Annotated in this window: 14 protein-coding genes; 1 reads left to right on the top strand and 13 read right to left on the bottom strand. The window is 39.6% G+C overall.

What is annotated here, in order from left to right; all coding sequences use genetic code 11:
- Nucleotides 1-28: 28 nt before the first annotated feature.
- The 7 genes from ACFX5U_RS07845 to ACFX5U_RS07815 all read right to left on the bottom strand — a co-directional run bounded on the left by ACFX5U_RS07845 (nucleotide 29) and on the right by ACFX5U_RS07815 (nucleotide 11,083).
- Nucleotides 29-3,055, bottom strand: a complete 3,027-nt coding sequence (locus ACFX5U_RS07845) for a SusC/RagA family TonB-linked outer membrane protein (RefSeq protein ID WP_400262976.1) — start codon at nucleotides 3,053-3,055, stop codon at nucleotides 29-31.
- Between the two features lie 258 nt (nucleotides 3,056-3,313).
- Nucleotides 3,314-4,837, bottom strand: coding sequence for a sugar MFS transporter (locus ACFX5U_RS07840; protein WP_051959829.1), 1,524 nt, complete (start codon nucleotides 4,835-4,837; stop codon nucleotides 3,314-3,316).
- A 5-nt stretch (nucleotides 4,838-4,842) separates the two neighbouring features.
- Nucleotides 4,843-5,697 carry a sugar phosphate isomerase/epimerase family protein gene (locus ACFX5U_RS07835; RefSeq protein ID WP_280568671.1) on the bottom strand — a complete coding sequence of 285 codons (855 nt, stop codon included), beginning with the start codon at nucleotides 5,695-5,697 and terminating at the stop codon, nucleotides 4,843-4,845.
- 9 nt (nucleotides 5,698-5,706) lie between these two features.
- Complete coding sequence (locus tag ACFX5U_RS07830) at nucleotides 5,707-5,829, bottom strand: hypothetical protein (protein ID WP_400262975.1); 123 nt, start codon at nucleotides 5,827-5,829, stop codon at nucleotides 5,707-5,709.
- Nucleotides 5,819-6,817: a Gfo/Idh/MocA family protein gene (locus tag ACFX5U_RS07825; protein ID WP_400262974.1), complete on the bottom strand. Its 999-nt coding sequence runs from the start codon at nucleotides 6,815-6,817 to the stop codon at nucleotides 5,819-5,821. Before ACFX5U_RS07825 ends, ACFX5U_RS07830 begins: the two co-directional genes overlap by 11 nt.
- 18 nt (nucleotides 6,818-6,835) lie before the next feature.
- Entirely contained in the window at nucleotides 6,836-7,573 is a 738-nt protein-coding gene (locus ACFX5U_RS07820; protein WP_400262973.1) for a ThuA domain-containing protein, read from the bottom strand.
- Nucleotides 7,574-7,588: 15 nt separating this feature from the next.
- Complete coding sequence (locus ACFX5U_RS07815) at nucleotides 7,589-11,083, bottom strand: PVC-type heme-binding CxxCH protein (protein WP_400262972.1); 3,495 nt, start codon at nucleotides 11,081-11,083, stop codon at nucleotides 7,589-7,591.
- 143 nt (nucleotides 11,084-11,226) lie between these two features.
- On the opposite strand from ACFX5U_RS07815, the gene ACFX5U_RS07810 reads away from it, so the two are divergent.
- Complete coding sequence (locus tag ACFX5U_RS07810) at nucleotides 11,227-12,105, top strand: AraC family transcriptional regulator (protein ID WP_400262971.1); 879 nt, start codon at nucleotides 11,227-11,229, stop codon at nucleotides 12,103-12,105.
- Nucleotides 12,106-12,165: 60 nt separating this feature from the next.
- Here the strand turns inward: ACFX5U_RS07810 and dinB are convergent, their stop codons facing one another.
- The 6 genes from dinB to ACFX5U_RS07780 form a co-directional block, all read right to left on the bottom strand.
- Nucleotides 12,166-13,341, bottom strand: a complete 1,176-nt coding sequence (dinB, locus tag ACFX5U_RS07805) for a DNA polymerase IV (RefSeq protein ID WP_400262970.1) — start codon at nucleotides 13,339-13,341, stop codon at nucleotides 12,166-12,168.
- 275 nt (nucleotides 13,342-13,616) lie between these two features.
- The gene (locus ACFX5U_RS07800; RefSeq protein WP_400262969.1) at nucleotides 13,617-13,775 is read right to left on the bottom strand and encodes a hypothetical protein; all 159 of its coding nucleotides are present in this window, start codon (nucleotides 13,773-13,775) and stop codon (nucleotides 13,617-13,619) included.
- Nucleotides 13,768-13,953: a hypothetical protein gene (locus tag ACFX5U_RS07795; protein WP_400262968.1), complete on the bottom strand. Its 186-nt coding sequence runs from the start codon at nucleotides 13,951-13,953 to the stop codon at nucleotides 13,768-13,770. The genes ACFX5U_RS07800 and ACFX5U_RS07795 overlap by 8 nt, the downstream gene beginning before the upstream one ends.
- Entirely contained in the window at nucleotides 13,925-14,095 is a 171-nt protein-coding gene (locus ACFX5U_RS07790) for a hypothetical protein (RefSeq protein WP_400262967.1), read from the bottom strand. The genes ACFX5U_RS07795 and ACFX5U_RS07790 overlap by 29 nt, the downstream gene beginning before the upstream one ends.
- Nucleotides 14,096-14,280: 185 nt before the next feature.
- Nucleotides 14,281-14,685: a DUF5675 family protein gene (locus tag ACFX5U_RS07785; RefSeq protein ID WP_400262966.1), complete on the bottom strand. Its 405-nt coding sequence runs from the start codon at nucleotides 14,683-14,685 to the stop codon at nucleotides 14,281-14,283.
- A gap of 9 nt (nucleotides 14,686-14,694) precedes the next feature.
- The gene (locus ACFX5U_RS07780; protein ID WP_400262965.1) at nucleotides 14,695-15,450 is read right to left on the bottom strand and encodes a hypothetical protein; all 756 of its coding nucleotides are present in this window, start codon (nucleotides 15,448-15,450) and stop codon (nucleotides 14,695-14,697) included.
- Nucleotides 15,451-15,578: the final 128 nt, after the last annotated feature.

Genomic DNA, 15,578 nt, shown 5'->3' with positions numbered 1-15,578 from the left:
ATTCATCTTTTTAAATCAAACAGTACAATTAAAAAGTCATATTCAGACCAAAATTGAAAATTCTAGTGGTTGGATATACAAGACCATTGGTTGCATTTATCTCTGGATCTACCCCTTTTAAGTTCGAGATTGTAAACAGATTTTGCCCAGAGAAATACACCCTCGTTCTTTTGATATTTACTCTTTTTAGCAAACTCTCTGGCAGTGAGTACCCAAATTCTAGATTCCGTAGTTTAATATATTTCACATTATGTTTCCAGAAATCACTGTTCCAATAATTACTGTGTGAAGAATTCCCGATCAACAACATCGGATACTTACCCGGTATCAATTCACTATTTGGGTCATATATATCTTTCAGTCTCCAAGTATCTTCCATGTAATATTGCGCATTGTTTCCACCATCATGAAAAGGATTTCTTTGTTCGCTCTCTTGATACCATGAATTCAATCCGCCACCTGTTAGATCAAAAGCCAGGTCAAAATTCTTCCATCCAAATGAAAAATTAAGACCAAAATTTAAGATAGGTGTAGCATCTTGACGATAACCAATAGGGCGTTCATCCATTCCATTGATAACACCATCTCCATTGTTATCCACATACTTGATATCGCCAGGACGTAAAGTTTTATTCCCCTGTCTATCGTTATCAATTTTCCAATTTGCTATCTCCTCCCAACTTTGAAATTGCCCGTCAGACTCTAGCCCCCAATTGATATAGCCAAAACGTTCATTCAGGGAGTTTCTATAAACATTCCACGAATTGCTAAATCTAGGTTTGTATTGACTCCAATCGTAAAACCTCGAGTAGGTGGCATTAGCAGCTACGCTATAGGTCAATTCACCTATGCGGTCAGACCATCTTATCATTCCTTCAACACCTTTATGAACATCCGAATTCAGATTTTCATACGGCAAATTAAATCCCACTTCAGATGGCAATAAAATATCGTATCTTCTTTCAGGCAAACCTGTTCTAATCCGTCTGAAATAGTCAAAACTACCCGTTAACTTAGAGTTGACGGCAGAGAAATCTACCCCGATATCCAATATTTTCGCTCTGATCCATGATAATGTCGTCACCGGTAAGCCTCTAGGTTGTGAGCCAATAATATATTTGCCATCGATCACAGAGCCCCCTGATTTATAATCATAACCTGGTAAATAATCAAATGCATTATAAACAGCTTCATTATTCACCTCAATTTTATCATCCCCTAACAAACCATAAGATGCTCTCAATTTAAAATCATTGATTTTACTTAGTACCGCATTATCCTTCCAGAAATTTTCTGCTGATGCTCTCCATCCCAAAGAAGCTGATGGGAAAAAGCCCCAACGTTGCCCCGGAGCAAATTTCCAAGAACCATCATACCTTCCCGAAAGTTCTACGAGATATTTACTACTGTAGTCGTAATTAATTCGAGCTAGGTACCCTAATCGGCCTTCGGTCCTATTTCCATTATCGTCATAGGTATCCATGGTTTCATAATCGATCAAGTTCAATGAGTTTGCCGTTGGAATAGAGTGCACCCAAGTTGTTGGCGTATTTCTAATAATGGTTTCAAAACCACCGATCACATTCAGATTATGCTTATCGAACAACTTCGTATACGCAAGTTGAAAATTGGAAGTAATCTCTTCATTATGCCCCATTCTCCTTTCGCGCCATGGATTATTATTCTCAAAAATAACTGGATACGTATCCGTCGGCTCGTCATACCCATATAATTTGTAGGTGTACTCATGATTATCTAATTTCTGATTGGCATAATAATAACCCACCAAAGCCTTCGCTTTCAGGCCATCAATAATATCATATTCAGCATTGAAATTTAACTGAGCAACACGCCATGTTTCTGTATATTTTCCAGACAGATCATAATTTAACCAAGCAAAATTTGTCCCTGGATCTGTTGATGTTAATGTTGGATAATCAGGATTATCATTTGCAAAAGGTCTTGCTGTAGGTAAATTTCTATAGGTCGCAAAAATAGGTAACCAATAATCGTCGGCACCCGGTACTCCAGGATTCGTCCGGTTTTCATACCGTGCGTTTAATGATGCGCCCACCTTAAGTTTTTTGGAAATCTGAGCATCTACATTCATCTGCACATTGGTTCTTTCAAAACCGCCATAATTAACAATCATGGACTCCTGATTCATATGGCCAGCACTAAAATAATAGTTGATATCTTCCGACCCCCCTGAAGCATTTACAGAATAATACTGTTGCGGAGAAGTTTTCCAAATGTAATCCTGCCAATCAAAGGGCACATATCCTTTTTCAGTACCCGCTTTCCATTTTTCGAAATCAGAAGCCGAATACTTATAATCCTTTATACCTTGGACCGTTTCAGATTGGATATAGTTTTGAATGTATGTCGCAGCATCTGCAGGCTTAGGAAATGTGGATAAGTTTTGAAAGCCATAATTAGCAATTAAATTGACCGTATTTGCGGAGTTTTTCTTACCTCTTTTTGTTGTCACAACAATCACTCCATTTGCGGCACGTACTCCGTAGATAGATGCTGATGCATCCTTTAAAACGGATACGCTTTCAATATCGTTAAAATCCAGATTATTAAATTGACCCGCATCTTTTTGAACGCCATCGATCACATATAATGGATCGCCCATGTTTCGGATCTGTAATGCTGTACTTGAGCCTGGACGGCCGTCAGATTGCCTAGAATTTAGACCTGGAATTTTTCCTACTAGAGCACCTGAAGTCGTTGAAGCAGTGGATCGCTTGATATCATTGGATCCCAATGTGGAGATTGCCGAAGTTAATGATTCCTTTTTCTGAGTCAAACCAAAGCCAGTCACTACAACTTCATCCATATATTCTGGACCACTAGAAGCTAATGTAATGTCCAAATTTTGGGTTGAAGCATTCAGCTGGACTTCTTTCGTTTCATAACCCTTATAACTGATAACTAGGGTCGCATTGGTTGGGTTCATATTTAGAGAAAACCCACCGGCATCGTTGGTCGATGTTCCAGCACTGGTTCCTTTGACCAGAAACTGATGCGCCATACAATGGCGTACCATCAGCACTTTTGACAGCGCCTTTTATTTCTCTATTTTGGGCAGATGCTAGGTTTATGGAACAAATGCTGGAAATAAGAACGAAATAACGTGCATAGTCTGTTTTTAGATTGAGTACCTTCAAAAGGAACTTAACCTTAAAGAAAAACTTAATCATAATTTTAAATTTATTTTTGGTTATAAAGTTTAAGTGTTTTTGCAAAGCAGACTTGCAAAAACACTTCAAATAATCTTTCGGTTCAAAAAGACTATTTTCAACAATTAAACAATATCTATAGGTTTATACCCTCCTTTCTTATTGAAGTAAATGATTAATAAAATAAAGAATACAAATAAACCGATCGGAAGTAGAGAAACGGTTGATAACGCCGATTTCTTAGCTTGATTTTCCATCTGCTCCACTACTTGCTGACTTGTTTCATCGAGAGATGATACATGTGCATAATCAATCGTTTTATATTCTCCAAAAATACTTGACCTCGTCCCGGTCACCAGTTTTTCATGGTATTGCGTATTGTTAACCTGATCATATTCAACCAGTTTCTTGTCAATATTACTATCTTGGATATAGCCTAAAAACACAGCTCCAATGATCCCAACTCCAAGTTGACCTACAGCGCTTGTGATATTCAATGCTAAAGCACCCCCTTTTGGAAAACGCTCGGACACTACACCCAACATCGTTCCCCATAGATAGGTCTTTCCAAAAGCGTATAACACAGCAGCTAAAAGAATGTAAAGACCAGAAGAAATCGATAATAATTGTAGCCCCACTGCAGACACCAGAGCACTGATGGATAGTATCGCTAGTGGTGATAAGAATTTAACCACTACACCTGAATACATCCGTAATACTGTCATAATAATCGCAGTAAAGACCAATACCCAGCCTCCTTGAAATCCCATTTTGCTCATTTCAGGAGTCATTAGATCTGTAATCCAGCTATCCGTACCCAACTCCATTGTAGCTAGCGGTACCATAGCCAATAAGAGCAGAACAAAAAGTCCTTTGCCCCACGACCGGACATAATATCCAAATACAGCAACGATTGCTACAGTTAGAAATATATTAAATTTATAATCCCAATGAAACAAAGTGCCTAATTCGAAGACACATAATGTGACAATGATCAGGGCTCCCAAGACACCAACTTCTTTTAACATTTCCAGATACCCAACTCCGGCCTTTACCCGCTCGTTTACCGGAAATTTTTGATTGATAATCAAGGCTCCGTATGCAACTGCAGGTATCAATATAAAACCAATCACGATTCTCCAGTTGATATCCATCGCTAAAAGCCCGATGCCCAATAAACCAGATATCGCAATACCCATCGGCCATCCTGCATGCAAAATATTAAGCCACTTTGTTTTTTCTTTCGGATATAGCGATGCTACAACCGGATTGATCACTGCTTCGGCAGCTCCATTTCCTAGCGCAAAAAAGAACGTTCCTGCATATAGCATCCAATATCCCGTTGCAAAAATGGTCAACACCACCGAAATCAAATGGCAGATAAATGCGAATATCATCGATTTCTTATAGCCAATCTTATCGATGATCAAACTGAAAGCAACTATACTCAATGCAAATGGCCAAAAACTGACACCAAATATTTCTCCTTGTTGCGTTTTACTTAAGTCGAACATCGTCGCCCATGTAGGCATAAGAAAGGATCTGAAAACAAATCCAAAAGCAGATGCCACTAATACAATAAAACAACCCCAGAAAAGGGTACTCTTTCTATCATTGTTTGTATTGACAATTTCTTGATCAGCAGTCATAATTATTATGGGTTATTTTTAAAGATTTTTGTATAGAAGGTTGCCCCGTCACGCGCTAGAATATCTGAGCTTTCAGCCAATGGACGCCAAATACTTGCAGCTCTGGCCAATTCTTTAGAAGGCGATCCGAAAGTCTCTAAAACAACACTTCCCTGATAACCAATTTGGTTCAACGCATCTCTTATCCCTTCCCAATCGACCTGTCCAGTACCCGGTGTACCTCTATCGTTTTCATTACCTTGGACATGGGCAAGCTTATCACCTAATAGATGGATGGAATTAACGATACTTTTTTCTTCGATATTAGCATGAAAAGTATCCAATAAGATCTTTAAAGAAGGGTCATTTATTTCATTGATCAATTCGAGGGCTTGGTCTACCGTATTGATCATATCCGTTTCAAATCGGTTTAACGGTTCCAACGCTAATACCACACCATGCTCTTTTGCATATTTCGTTGCTTCAAGTAAATTTTCCAAACAGAAGTTGCGTTCCATCTCCTTTTGCTCTTTGGAAACCAATCTTGTTTTCCCAACAGCAGAGTAAAGAGGTCCACCAAAAATTGGACTTTCTAACTCATTAGCGATTGCAATACAATCCTTAATGTAAGAAAGACCAATTTTTCGATAACTGCTATGTTCACTTGAAATATCCCTTTCTGTACCAAATGCACCACTCACAGACAGATCTAAACCAACCTCACGTGCGACTTTCTTAAGTTGCTTGACATCGATCAAGGATAGATCTTCGATAGCAATCTCCATGACATCATAGCCATAGTCTTTTGCTTTATATAGAATATCAATATGATCTGCTGCGTATGGCGACACCCATACAAAAGAGCTAATTCCAATTTTCATAGTTTTACTTTAATCAAATGATGGTATCTCTACCCTAATTCCACCTTTCATGGCCGACTCATGTGCACAAATTCCAGCACAAGTATAATTTGCAGCTAAAACAGCATCAACTGCAGAATCTCTACCTTCCACAATAGCTGCTACAAATTCTTGCACTAAATGAGGATGGGAAACCACCGTGACCAGCTCCTTGTAAGAAAGAAACATGATTAGGATCGTCTATGCGCTCTCTTTTTGTAAAATCTGCAATTTCCGGTATCAATAGATCATCTGTATCTGGGGCTTCCATACGAACAGCATTTTCACCACCATCGAAAATAACATGCTGTTCATCCTGCAATTGTTCCCACTCGAAAGACATTTTATCACCATATACATCGTAGCTTTCACGGTACTGTCTCACCACATCGAATAATGATCGAGTTGCTTCAGCAACAACATTCGAATCTTTCAATTTAAAAGTTGCGGTTTCGACAGCAAATGGAGAATTATAGCGTTTTGCCAAATCATCACTTAATTGACCCGATCCATGACAGACAACAGATTCGGCTATCGTATTATTGATACGGAGCAAAGGTGAAATAGCATGTGTACCATTCAACATCGGTGGGTAACCTTTCCAATATTCTGCCCATCCTTCCATACTCATATCTTGGATATGCGAACCTCTTACAAATTGTATTTTCCCCAATTTACCCGTATCGGCAAGTTTCAATCCATACAAAAACTCTCTGGTATACAAAGCTGTTTCCATCATCATATACACTTTGTTGACTCTTTTCTTAGCTTCAACAATAGCCTGACAATCGGCTACCGTCATCGCCATCGGTATGGTACATGCTGTATGTTTATTCGCATTTAACGAGGCTAACGTCATCTTAGCATGCTCTGGAACAGGTGTTACCACATGAATGGCATCCACATCATCTCTTTTAATGACTTCATTAAAATCTGTAAACAGTAAATCATCGTCTAAATTGAACTTCTCTTTTAATTCTTTCAGTGTTTCAGGATTTCTAGTACAAATACCGACAGCTTTGATATTAGGATGTTTTTGATAAATGGGTATAAACTCTTTTCCAAATCCCATTCCTACGATAACGACAGTGATTTTTTTCATTTTATTATTTTATTTAGATTATATATTTAATGCCCAATGGATCGCGTTTATTAATATTTTTCTATAGTCTTTATTTAAATGACTATGTTCATCATGCCCCAGTGTTATGCCTACAATTCTAGATTTAGCATGATTGACCGTGAATACGGCCGGATAAACTTTAGCCGTTTCTAACGATTGGCCAATAACCAATACATCGATACCCATACCCGTAGCATCAGGTTCGTGGCGGTATAGTTCGTCTTTAAATGTAAATTCCGGCGAAACTCCTTGATTGATCGGGTGCGCGGTATTCACGACTATATTTTTGAATTCTTGGAAATTTTCGTGGCTTTTGCTCCCCCCTCCTACATATTCCAAGTTATATTTAGACCAGTCTTCCCAATTGTACCATACTGCAGCATGAAGTAAGATCAAGGGTTTACCCTGTGCTACAAATTTTTCAATCGCTACCTGAGACGCTTTTGAGATAGGTTGATTATTGGTTAACACCAATAGATCGGTCGTTTTCAAATAGAAGCGTATCGAATCGGTATTATCTGTATAGATTGCATTTACATCTGCCATCGTATTGATCAATTTCGTATCCTCTATCTTGTACCAGCGATCAAAATCGTGCGATCCACCACCTCCAACAACTAATACATTTTTCTTCTTTTGCTGGTTATCAAAAGAAGGTGCCATTGTTTTCGCACATAAAGATCCTATACTACTTACTACTATAGCAAGTAATAGCATTACTGATTTATATTTCATCCGTTTTAGTTTATATTAATCCACAACTCTCATGATTCCGTTCATCCCTCTCCAATGTCCTGGAAATGTACAGATAAACGGGTATTCTCCTTTTTCTTTTGGTGCTTGAAATTTTAGCGTATAGCTTTGTCCAGGATTTACCAGTTTGGTATGAAAAAGTACCTCACTGACCTCTGGTATATAATCCTTTTCTGCTGCAGAAGAGGCCTGCAGCATTTCATCTGCTGCTTTACCGACTATTTCCGTTGTCCCGGGCTTGATAATAACCAAGTTATGCGGCATTCCATCAGGATTCTCCATGATCAATGTAATCTGCTTACCGGCTTTCACGGTAATCGACCGCTTATCATATTGCATGATATCTTTTATCGCTTTTATAACAATTACTTCAGCCGGAGCCTCATTTTGGTTTACTTCCACAGCACTTGCCATATGCATATGATCATGCATATGCCCACCGCTCAATTGGAGCTTAACTTTAATTTCACTGATATTTCCAATAAATTCAGAACCATGGTCATACTTGGTCAATGCTACTGATTCATCCAGATCTTCACCAGAACGCAGGTAGGATTTTAGTGGTTTCTTGAAGGGTTTCACTTCTTTCATTTGCCCCACTAACCTGTTATTGACATAAAGACTTAAACCATCCTTTTCAGTTATACTGGCATTCACTTTAAAAGCATTCCCAATTCCATCCGAAGATGAGATACTATATTTCTGTCCATCATTAAAAACTTCCCAGAACAATTTGTTTCCCTGCATATATAAAGCAAAACCATCCTTGGCATCACCTTGTCCTATAATCAATCCTTTGTATGGATCCTGATCACGGCGCAAAACCTCCGTTTCTATGATGATATCCTTATCCCTAACATTTGGTGAAAACTGCACTCGGTTTTTCCTTCCAAGCGTGTAGATCTCTTCACCCAATGCTTGATTGATCTGTTTCTCATACGTATTGTTTGATACCTGATCAGTTGAGTTGGACATATGACTATGATTGGTCTGAATCGCAGCAAATAAAGCGGGCGATAACCACTTATCCTGCGCATTCGCGGGATCATTGATCGCAGCCTTTAACACGGTACTTATTTCTGCAAAAGGTGCTGAATCTGCAATTTTAACAAATGCTGCTAATCTGGTATTTAAATTTTTATCTTCAAAAATCTTTGATTTAGCTATTTTATCAAAGCTTTTAGCATTCAGATCCAAGACCTGAACAGCTGCTTTTCTTACCCCTGCAGACGGATGGGACAATGCCGTTAATAACGCATCATTCACTTCTTTATCTGTAAACAATCCCAAGCCTTTCAACGTCCAGATCGCATGGATAGCTGGTGCATTCAACCCTATCTCGTCGACAGACTTGTTATTAATGATCTTGATCAGATCTTGTTTAACATCCGCTTTTTTGCGTTCTACCAAAAGTCTTTGCGCATGTGTTCTCCAGAATTTATTCTTACTGTTTAATGCTTTTATGAGTTCTTTGGGATTATCCTTAGAGAGTTTGAAACTTTCATTATGCTTGGCATTTTTATATACCACACGATATACCCGACCATGCTTTTTATCTCTCAAGTCGCTCTCAAATGCATTTCCCGGTCCTCCAACCTGATCTTTAAAAGGAAGTACTTTTTCTGAAGGAGCTTGAGCAGGAACAAAAACATTGTGTTGAATAATAAAATTATACCAATCTAACACCCATACTGCACCATCTGGCCCTACTTCAGAGTGAACAGGTCCAAACCATTCGTCCGAACTAGCCAATAGATTCCAACCATCTTTTTCTTTGAAACCAGCACCATCTTTTTCAATGATTGCATTATGGATCAATCGCACCGTAGGTTCATTCACAAATGCGACACTGTTCCAATAAGATTGCGGAAAATCTCTTGCGGTATACATATGATGTCCAGCTGCAGAGGTGAAGCCACCCACTACATCTACCTGTCTAAGGTTAGGTGTTAAAGCGTGTACCTCATAATGGTTATCTATTTTTTGAATAGCATTGATTGGATTGACACCAGGCATATTTTCCACCCGTCTTTGTAAATATTTTTCGGGCATCGAATAGAATGCCGAATGCGTGTTATTTGCAGTCGATATAAAAACGTTATTATCTTCAGATATACCCAGTCCCCAGGTGTTATTACCAGTTGTCGCTAAATATTCAAAATCAGAGCCGTCTGAATTTAATCGGTACAGACCCTGTGAGAAAATATGCTTTTCACCATTAATGACACCATTATATCCAGCATATCCGGTAACGCCCCAGATTTTATTATCAAATCCATATTGTAAATTTGATGGTCCAGCATGTGTATCCCCTTTACTCCACCCGGTCATGATTATTTCTTCTTGATCGGCCACATCATCACCATCCGTATCTTTTAAGAATACGAAATCAGGAGCCATGGAAACGATCACACCATCATTCGCAAATGTTAAACTCGTAGCTATATTAAGGCCTTTGGCAAACTCCGTAAACTTATCCGCCACCCCATCACCATCGGTATCTTCACAGATCACAATGCGATCATTTCCTTTACCTTTAATCTTTTCAAAATTATTGGGATAATCCACTGCTTCTATCACCCACAAACGCCCTCTTTCATCCCAACTCATCGCCATAGGGTTGGTGATATTAGGTTCCGATGCAAAAAGTTTTAGTTCAAAATCCAATGGTGTTTGAATCAATTTCATAGACTCCTCAGGAGTAAGAGGATCTTGGACTCTAGGCACATCATATCGTGCTGTAAAATCAGCTATAGAATCTGGATATATACTCACATGTGGAACAGCCAATTCATCGACCAATCGACGCACCTTTTCTCCAAGCGACCACCATATCCCGCTGCTTAATACCTTTAAAAAGTGTAGGTTTTTCCAGGTTTCATCATTCTTTCCTAATGCTTGATATAAAAACCGACCATTACCCTCTTCACTATACCAGATATAGTTTTGTTTCTCGCCATTTACATCGGCAGTTCCAATCACGTTATGGTTGTTCGTCTTAGATTTAAACGCATACTTTTCGTTATTGACCTTGATATTATTAACAGATGAATCCAGCATGTTTTTAGCATCTGCAATTGAAACAGTAACTTCTCCATCACCCAGATCATCAAAACCACCCTGAACTAAATCGGTAAACCATTCCGAATTTTTGAATGAATTAGCAGAAGAGTTCAATGCGACTACCCCTTTTCCTTTTTCAAGAAATTTCTTTAATGCCTGTTCCTTATCGGCACTTAATTCTTGCTGATTGACTAATAATACAACGCCATCAAATTTATTTAGGTACTCAAGATCCAAGCTTGATAAGGTATCACTATAGGTTAAATTGATGCCCGATTTAAAAAGTTCGACACCTAACCAAGTAGCTTGATTAGATGATTTCTCATTTCCCGCACCAATAAATAGTACTTCTGCTCGCCTAGGTTTATCAGGTTGACAGGAGGTAAAAAACACTAAAAATAAAAGTAAAAGTCTTAATATGTTCTTCATGATTTAGATGATATTTGGATTTATCTATAATTGTTATAAGCAAATATAGATATATGTCAGAGCTTCGAACTTAGCTATTTTATCAAGTTTAAGACATATTGTATCATTTTTCATTAGATTTGTATTGACAAACAGAAATTATAATGCTAGATAAGAGAGTTATTTCAAAATCACTTATTCCAGAGAATAAAGCTTTTTCAATAAAAAGGATTGATGAACCCCATTTTGACCCTACCTTCCACGCGCATCCAGAATTTCAGCTTTCTTATGTCATAAAGGGAGAGGGCAATCGGATCGTAGGCAATAGTCTGCAGCCCTTCCATGCCAATGACATGGTATTTATCGGTCCCAATCTACCGCACGTGTGGAAAAACCATTTATCCTATTTCAAAAAAGATAGCCAATTAGATACCTCTGTAATCGTCATTTATTTTCATAACAATTTTTTTTCTGAAGAGATCTATGGCAAAGCAGAGTTCTATAAACTAAAAAATTTCTTCAATAAAAGTAATCTAGGTATTGAAATTAAGGGAGAGACCAGAACGATCATCGGAGAGATGATGTTTGAGCTATTAAATACAGAAGGATTAGAAAGTATCATTTTATTATTAAAAATATTGGACACCTTGGTCATTTCTACAACATGTAGTTATATCAATGAGTTTGATGAGGCTATCAACTACAAGGAAGCCGAAACCGAACGTATCCATAAGGTATATGATTTTGTTATTAAAAACTTTGATAAGCAGATCCGTCTCGAGCAAGTTGCCGAAATCGCCAATATGACAAGCACCTCTTTTAGTCGGTACTTCAAAACTAGGCTTAATAAATCATTTTCAGATTTCCTCAAAGAAATCAGAGTAAACTATGCCTGTAAACTGTTGAAAGACGATAGCATTTCGATAGAAATGATCAGCTACGAATGTGGATATCCATCCATAACAAATTTCAACAAACAATTCAAAAGTGTCATTGGCCTTCAGCCCAGACAGTATCGAGATAATTTTCTAAATATAATTTAGCACCTTTTATATACCTATATCAGTACTGCAGCAATAATCAACATAGTGGCATGCAATTAATCAAGACTTAATGCCTCCTTTCTTGACTATTGGTTCTGGTGCACAGATACCTTTCATGAGGTATTGACTGCCGTAACGCTGGCGGATCTTGTCCATGGCCTGCAGCAGATTGACTTCCTCACTGCTATCGTTGAACAGGTCGGTCTGATAAGCACCATAGATCAGATTGGAGAACTTGATACCGATCAAACGGATCAACATCCTACGGCTATACAACTTTTTGAACAGCGCCATCACCTTTTCAGTGATCAGCCGATCGGAGTTTGTGAAACCGACCTTCACCTGTTGGGTATGGGTATCGAAATTGCTGTATCGAATCTTGAGCGTGATGCAACTGGTGAGCTTCTGATCCTTACGTAGGTCGAAGGCCAAGGTATCGATCATCCCGATCAAAGTACGGCGTAGAACCTCCATATCGATGGTGTCTTGCGGAAAGGTGGTCTCCTTACTCATGGACTTCTGCTCCCGGAAGGGCAATACCGGAGAATCATCCTGCCCATTGGCTTTTCGCCAAATATTGACACCGTTCTCCCCTAGCACCCGCTGCATGGTGAAGACTTCCATCTGTTGTAAGGTACCGATCTTGTTGATCCCCATATTGCGTAGCAAGGAAAAAGATTTCTCACCCACCATCGGGATCTTACGAATCGATAACGGTGCTAAAAATCCCTTTTCGGTACCCCCTTTTACATAAAGTTCATTACTGGGTTTCGCTTGGCCAGTGGCAATCTTGCTCACGGTTTTATTGACCGAAAGACCGAAGCTGATCGGTAGACCGGTCTCCCGAATAATACGCTGTCGCAATTCCTGCGTCCACTGCCAGCAGCCAAAGAAACGGTCCATCCCCGTCACATCCAGGTAGTGTTCATCAATACTGGCCTTTTCGACCACAGGAGTACACTCTTCGATAATCTCGGTCACCATCGAAGAATATTGGCTATAACGATCATGGTCACCACGTACCACGATAGCTTCGGGACACATCCGTAAAGCCAACCGCATCGGCATGGCACTATGCACTCCGTACTTACGGGCTTCATATGAGCATGATGCCACCACACCGCGGTCGGAAGTTCCCCCGATAAGCACAGGCCTGTCCACCAAACCAACGTTGAGCAAACGCTCGACCGACACAAAAAATGTGTCGAGATCACAATGTACTATATTCCGTTCCATACCTTAAAACTATCATCCATATCCGCTGCCCACTTCTACCCTTTTGGTATAAACAAGCTCTTTCAAATGTACTAATATTTTTAGCTCAAAAACTAATATAAATAGTCAACATATCGTAATTACTTGAGCTTCAAACACAAAGATTAATTCCCTTTGCAACATCTAATAATTTAATCAAACGATATGCAAACTCACAGCGTATCACAAATAGGTAAACTCTCAATAGCCTCCCACATCACCTGTGAGAGGCTAATCGATTAAACAATCCTATTAATTTACTTTTTTCGACATCTCCCCAACAATCGACTCGTAAGGAAGCTCACAACTGTACCTATGGCAGCCATCACTACTGTTTGCAGGATATCTCCTAAAGACAGCGACGCCCAGATGGAGCAAAGCGTACCACCTACGGTACCAATACGGATATCATTCATTTTCATCAATTTTCTCCTTTCCTTTAGTAAACTTTTTGTTTAAGTAAGTATCATTATTCATTTCATTAATAAATACATTACTATTCAAAACATCTTCCACATCAGAAACCGGCAGTCCATCTTCCCTACCCTGTATTTTACCTGCTTCATCAGGAGGTTTCTCCGCTCTCCTTTTCATCTTTATCCTCCAGCACCGTCTCCACCACCCCCAATCCTAAGGCAATATATTTCAGAATATTCAAGGCCTTCCCAGGCAATTTTATCGGCGCCAACAAGACCACTTGCAGCGCACGATTTATTTTTATTAGTATCTTTTTCATTTTGTTGAATTGTTAGAAGGTTATGAGGTTAGTTAGTCCGTAACTTCGTTACTGGTTACTTCATCACTCCGTCACTTTGTTACTTGTCACTTGGTTACTCCGTCACTTCTTTACTCCGTCACTTTGTTACTTCGTTACTTGGTTACTCCGTCACTTCTTTACTCCGTCACTTGGTTACTTCGTTACTATCTGATATGCAAAACCACTTCATCCCCCATATCCCAGAACGCATAAACCAAGGCCTTGAGCTTTGCCAGCGCTTTACCACTCGCATTACCCATCCCTTCACCAGTTAGTGTCGTCACGGGCGCGATACAGCCCAACAGCTCTCGCTGTGCATCATTAGCCGCATGTATCAGTATGGCCTCACGCCCCAGTACCTGTGGAATGCCGATCTGCTCCCCATGTTTCGTATAGCGTCGTTTTTCCAGTTTGTACTGCCCTATCGGGATGCAGCTGATCCGAGGGATATTATTACGATCCGGCAGTTCGATCGTATGGCAGATCTCATCACCATTATAGGTAATGGTTCCGTTCGTTCCCTGAGCTCCATATTTCCGTTGGAGCTTTAGGACGTGTCTGTTTTTCATTGGTATTCACTAAGGTATATCCACCTCCACGATGGTCATGGCGTTATAAGGATTGTTTTTTAAGGGATAAAACTCGCTATTAACCTCCTGGTACATCGAGATTCCGACGACCATATACACCACTTTTGTGTCATCCACCACCAACGGAGCCAGCAAAGTTTCTGAAACGTGCAGACCGATCAAGGGGATATAATCCGATTTAACAACAACCGGACGAGGCGGAATATCTTCGGTATTGATTTCTGCTACAGCCAGGGTAAACTGCATATGCGTAGCCCCGGGCAGCAACATCACATCATTCTGGGGGTTGAATTCCAAAATGGTAAGCGTGGCTTGGCTATCGAGACGGTCAAAATAAACGTCCAAATTGATTCCGAGCAACATTTTAAGGCTACTGGCCTGATTAAACTCAAACCCTTTGAGCAGCATACTGTTCTGCTCTAAAAACATGCGTTCACCCCTTGCATTGACCGCATCAGATTTTTGAATCCTGTGGACCAGAGAAGTCAATCTGTTGCGCATAGTAGCGTCAGCAAACGTGCGCAGCAGGTTATTTAACTGAATGCGCAGCAGTTTTGCCATTTTCGCTGCATTCCCAAATTCGGCCATGTTTTCCCTCGTCCGCTGAAAATTGGGATCCGACTGGATCCGTGCCTTGTCTACACCGCCCTTCATACGCGCTTCGTACCCTCTACTGCGGTGTTTGCTAAAAGAAAGATCCCCGATCTTGCCTCTAAACTTGATTAAACTTTCTTGTTTTGCCATGATATTTATGATTTGATAACAGCACAAATATGTCGCAGTTAAAAAGAACCTATGTCCAAAATGGCACGATATGACCAACATAACCGCTAATGGCAGGATATGGCATCATATGTCTTCAAAAAAATAAC

Source organism: Sphingobacterium sp. SG20118 (genome assembly GCF_044740685.1).
Lineage (GTDB): Bacteria > Bacteroidota > Bacteroidia > Sphingobacteriales > Sphingobacteriaceae > Sphingobacterium.
Note: the sequence above shows the minus strand (reverse complement) of the source record. Positions and strands in the feature narration are given on the sequence as shown.

What these genes read in the sequence shown, in the direction of transcription:
- ACFX5U_RS07845 (WP_400262976.1), bottom strand. Translation starts at nt 3,055, where the DNA reads ATGGTACGCCATTGTATGGCGCATCAGTTTCTGGTCAAAGGAACCAGT.
- ACFX5U_RS07795 (WP_400262968.1), bottom strand. Translation starts at nt 13,953, where the DNA reads ATGAAAAGGAGAGCGGAGAAACCTCCTGATGAAGCAGGTAAAATACAG.
- ACFX5U_RS07800 (WP_400262969.1), bottom strand. Translation starts at nt 13,775, where the DNA reads ATGAATGATATCCGTATTGGTACCGTAGGTGGTACGCTTTGCTCCATC.
- ACFX5U_RS07790 (WP_400262967.1), bottom strand. Translation starts at nt 14,095, where the DNA reads ATGAAAAAGATACTAATAAAAATAAATCGTGCGCTGCAAGTGGTCTTG.
- ACFX5U_RS07815 (WP_400262972.1), bottom strand. Translation starts at nt 11,083, where the DNA reads ATGAAGAACATATTAAGACTTTTACTTTTATTTTTAGTGTTTTTTACC.
- ACFX5U_RS07825 (WP_400262974.1), bottom strand. Translation starts at nt 6,817, where the DNA reads ATGAAAAAAATCACTGTCGTTATCGTAGGAATGGGATTTGGAAAAGAG.
- dinB (WP_400262970.1), bottom strand. Translation starts at nt 13,341, where the DNA reads ATGGAACGGAATATAGTACATTGTGATCTCGACACATTTTTTGTGTCG.
- ACFX5U_RS07840 (WP_051959829.1), bottom strand. Translation starts at nt 4,837, where the DNA reads ATGACTGCTGATCAAGAAATTGTCAATACAAACAATGATAGAAAGAGT.
- ACFX5U_RS07785 (WP_400262966.1), bottom strand. Translation starts at nt 14,685, where the DNA reads ATGAAAAACAGACACGTCCTAAAGCTCCAACGGAAATATGGAGCTCAG.
- ACFX5U_RS07780 (WP_400262965.1), bottom strand. Translation starts at nt 15,450, where the DNA reads ATGGCAAAACAAGAAAGTTTAATCAAGTTTAGAGGCAAGATCGGGGAT.
- ACFX5U_RS07835 (WP_280568671.1), bottom strand. Translation starts at nt 5,697, where the DNA reads ATGAAAATTGGAATTAGCTCTTTTGTATGGGTGTCGCCATACGCAGCA.
- ACFX5U_RS07810 (WP_400262971.1), top strand. Translation starts at nt 11,227, where the DNA reads ATGCTAGATAAGAGAGTTATTTCAAAATCACTTATTCCAGAGAATAAA.
- ACFX5U_RS07820 (WP_400262973.1), bottom strand. Translation starts at nt 7,573, where the DNA reads ATGAAATATAAATCAGTAATGCTATTACTTGCTATAGTAGTAAGTAGT.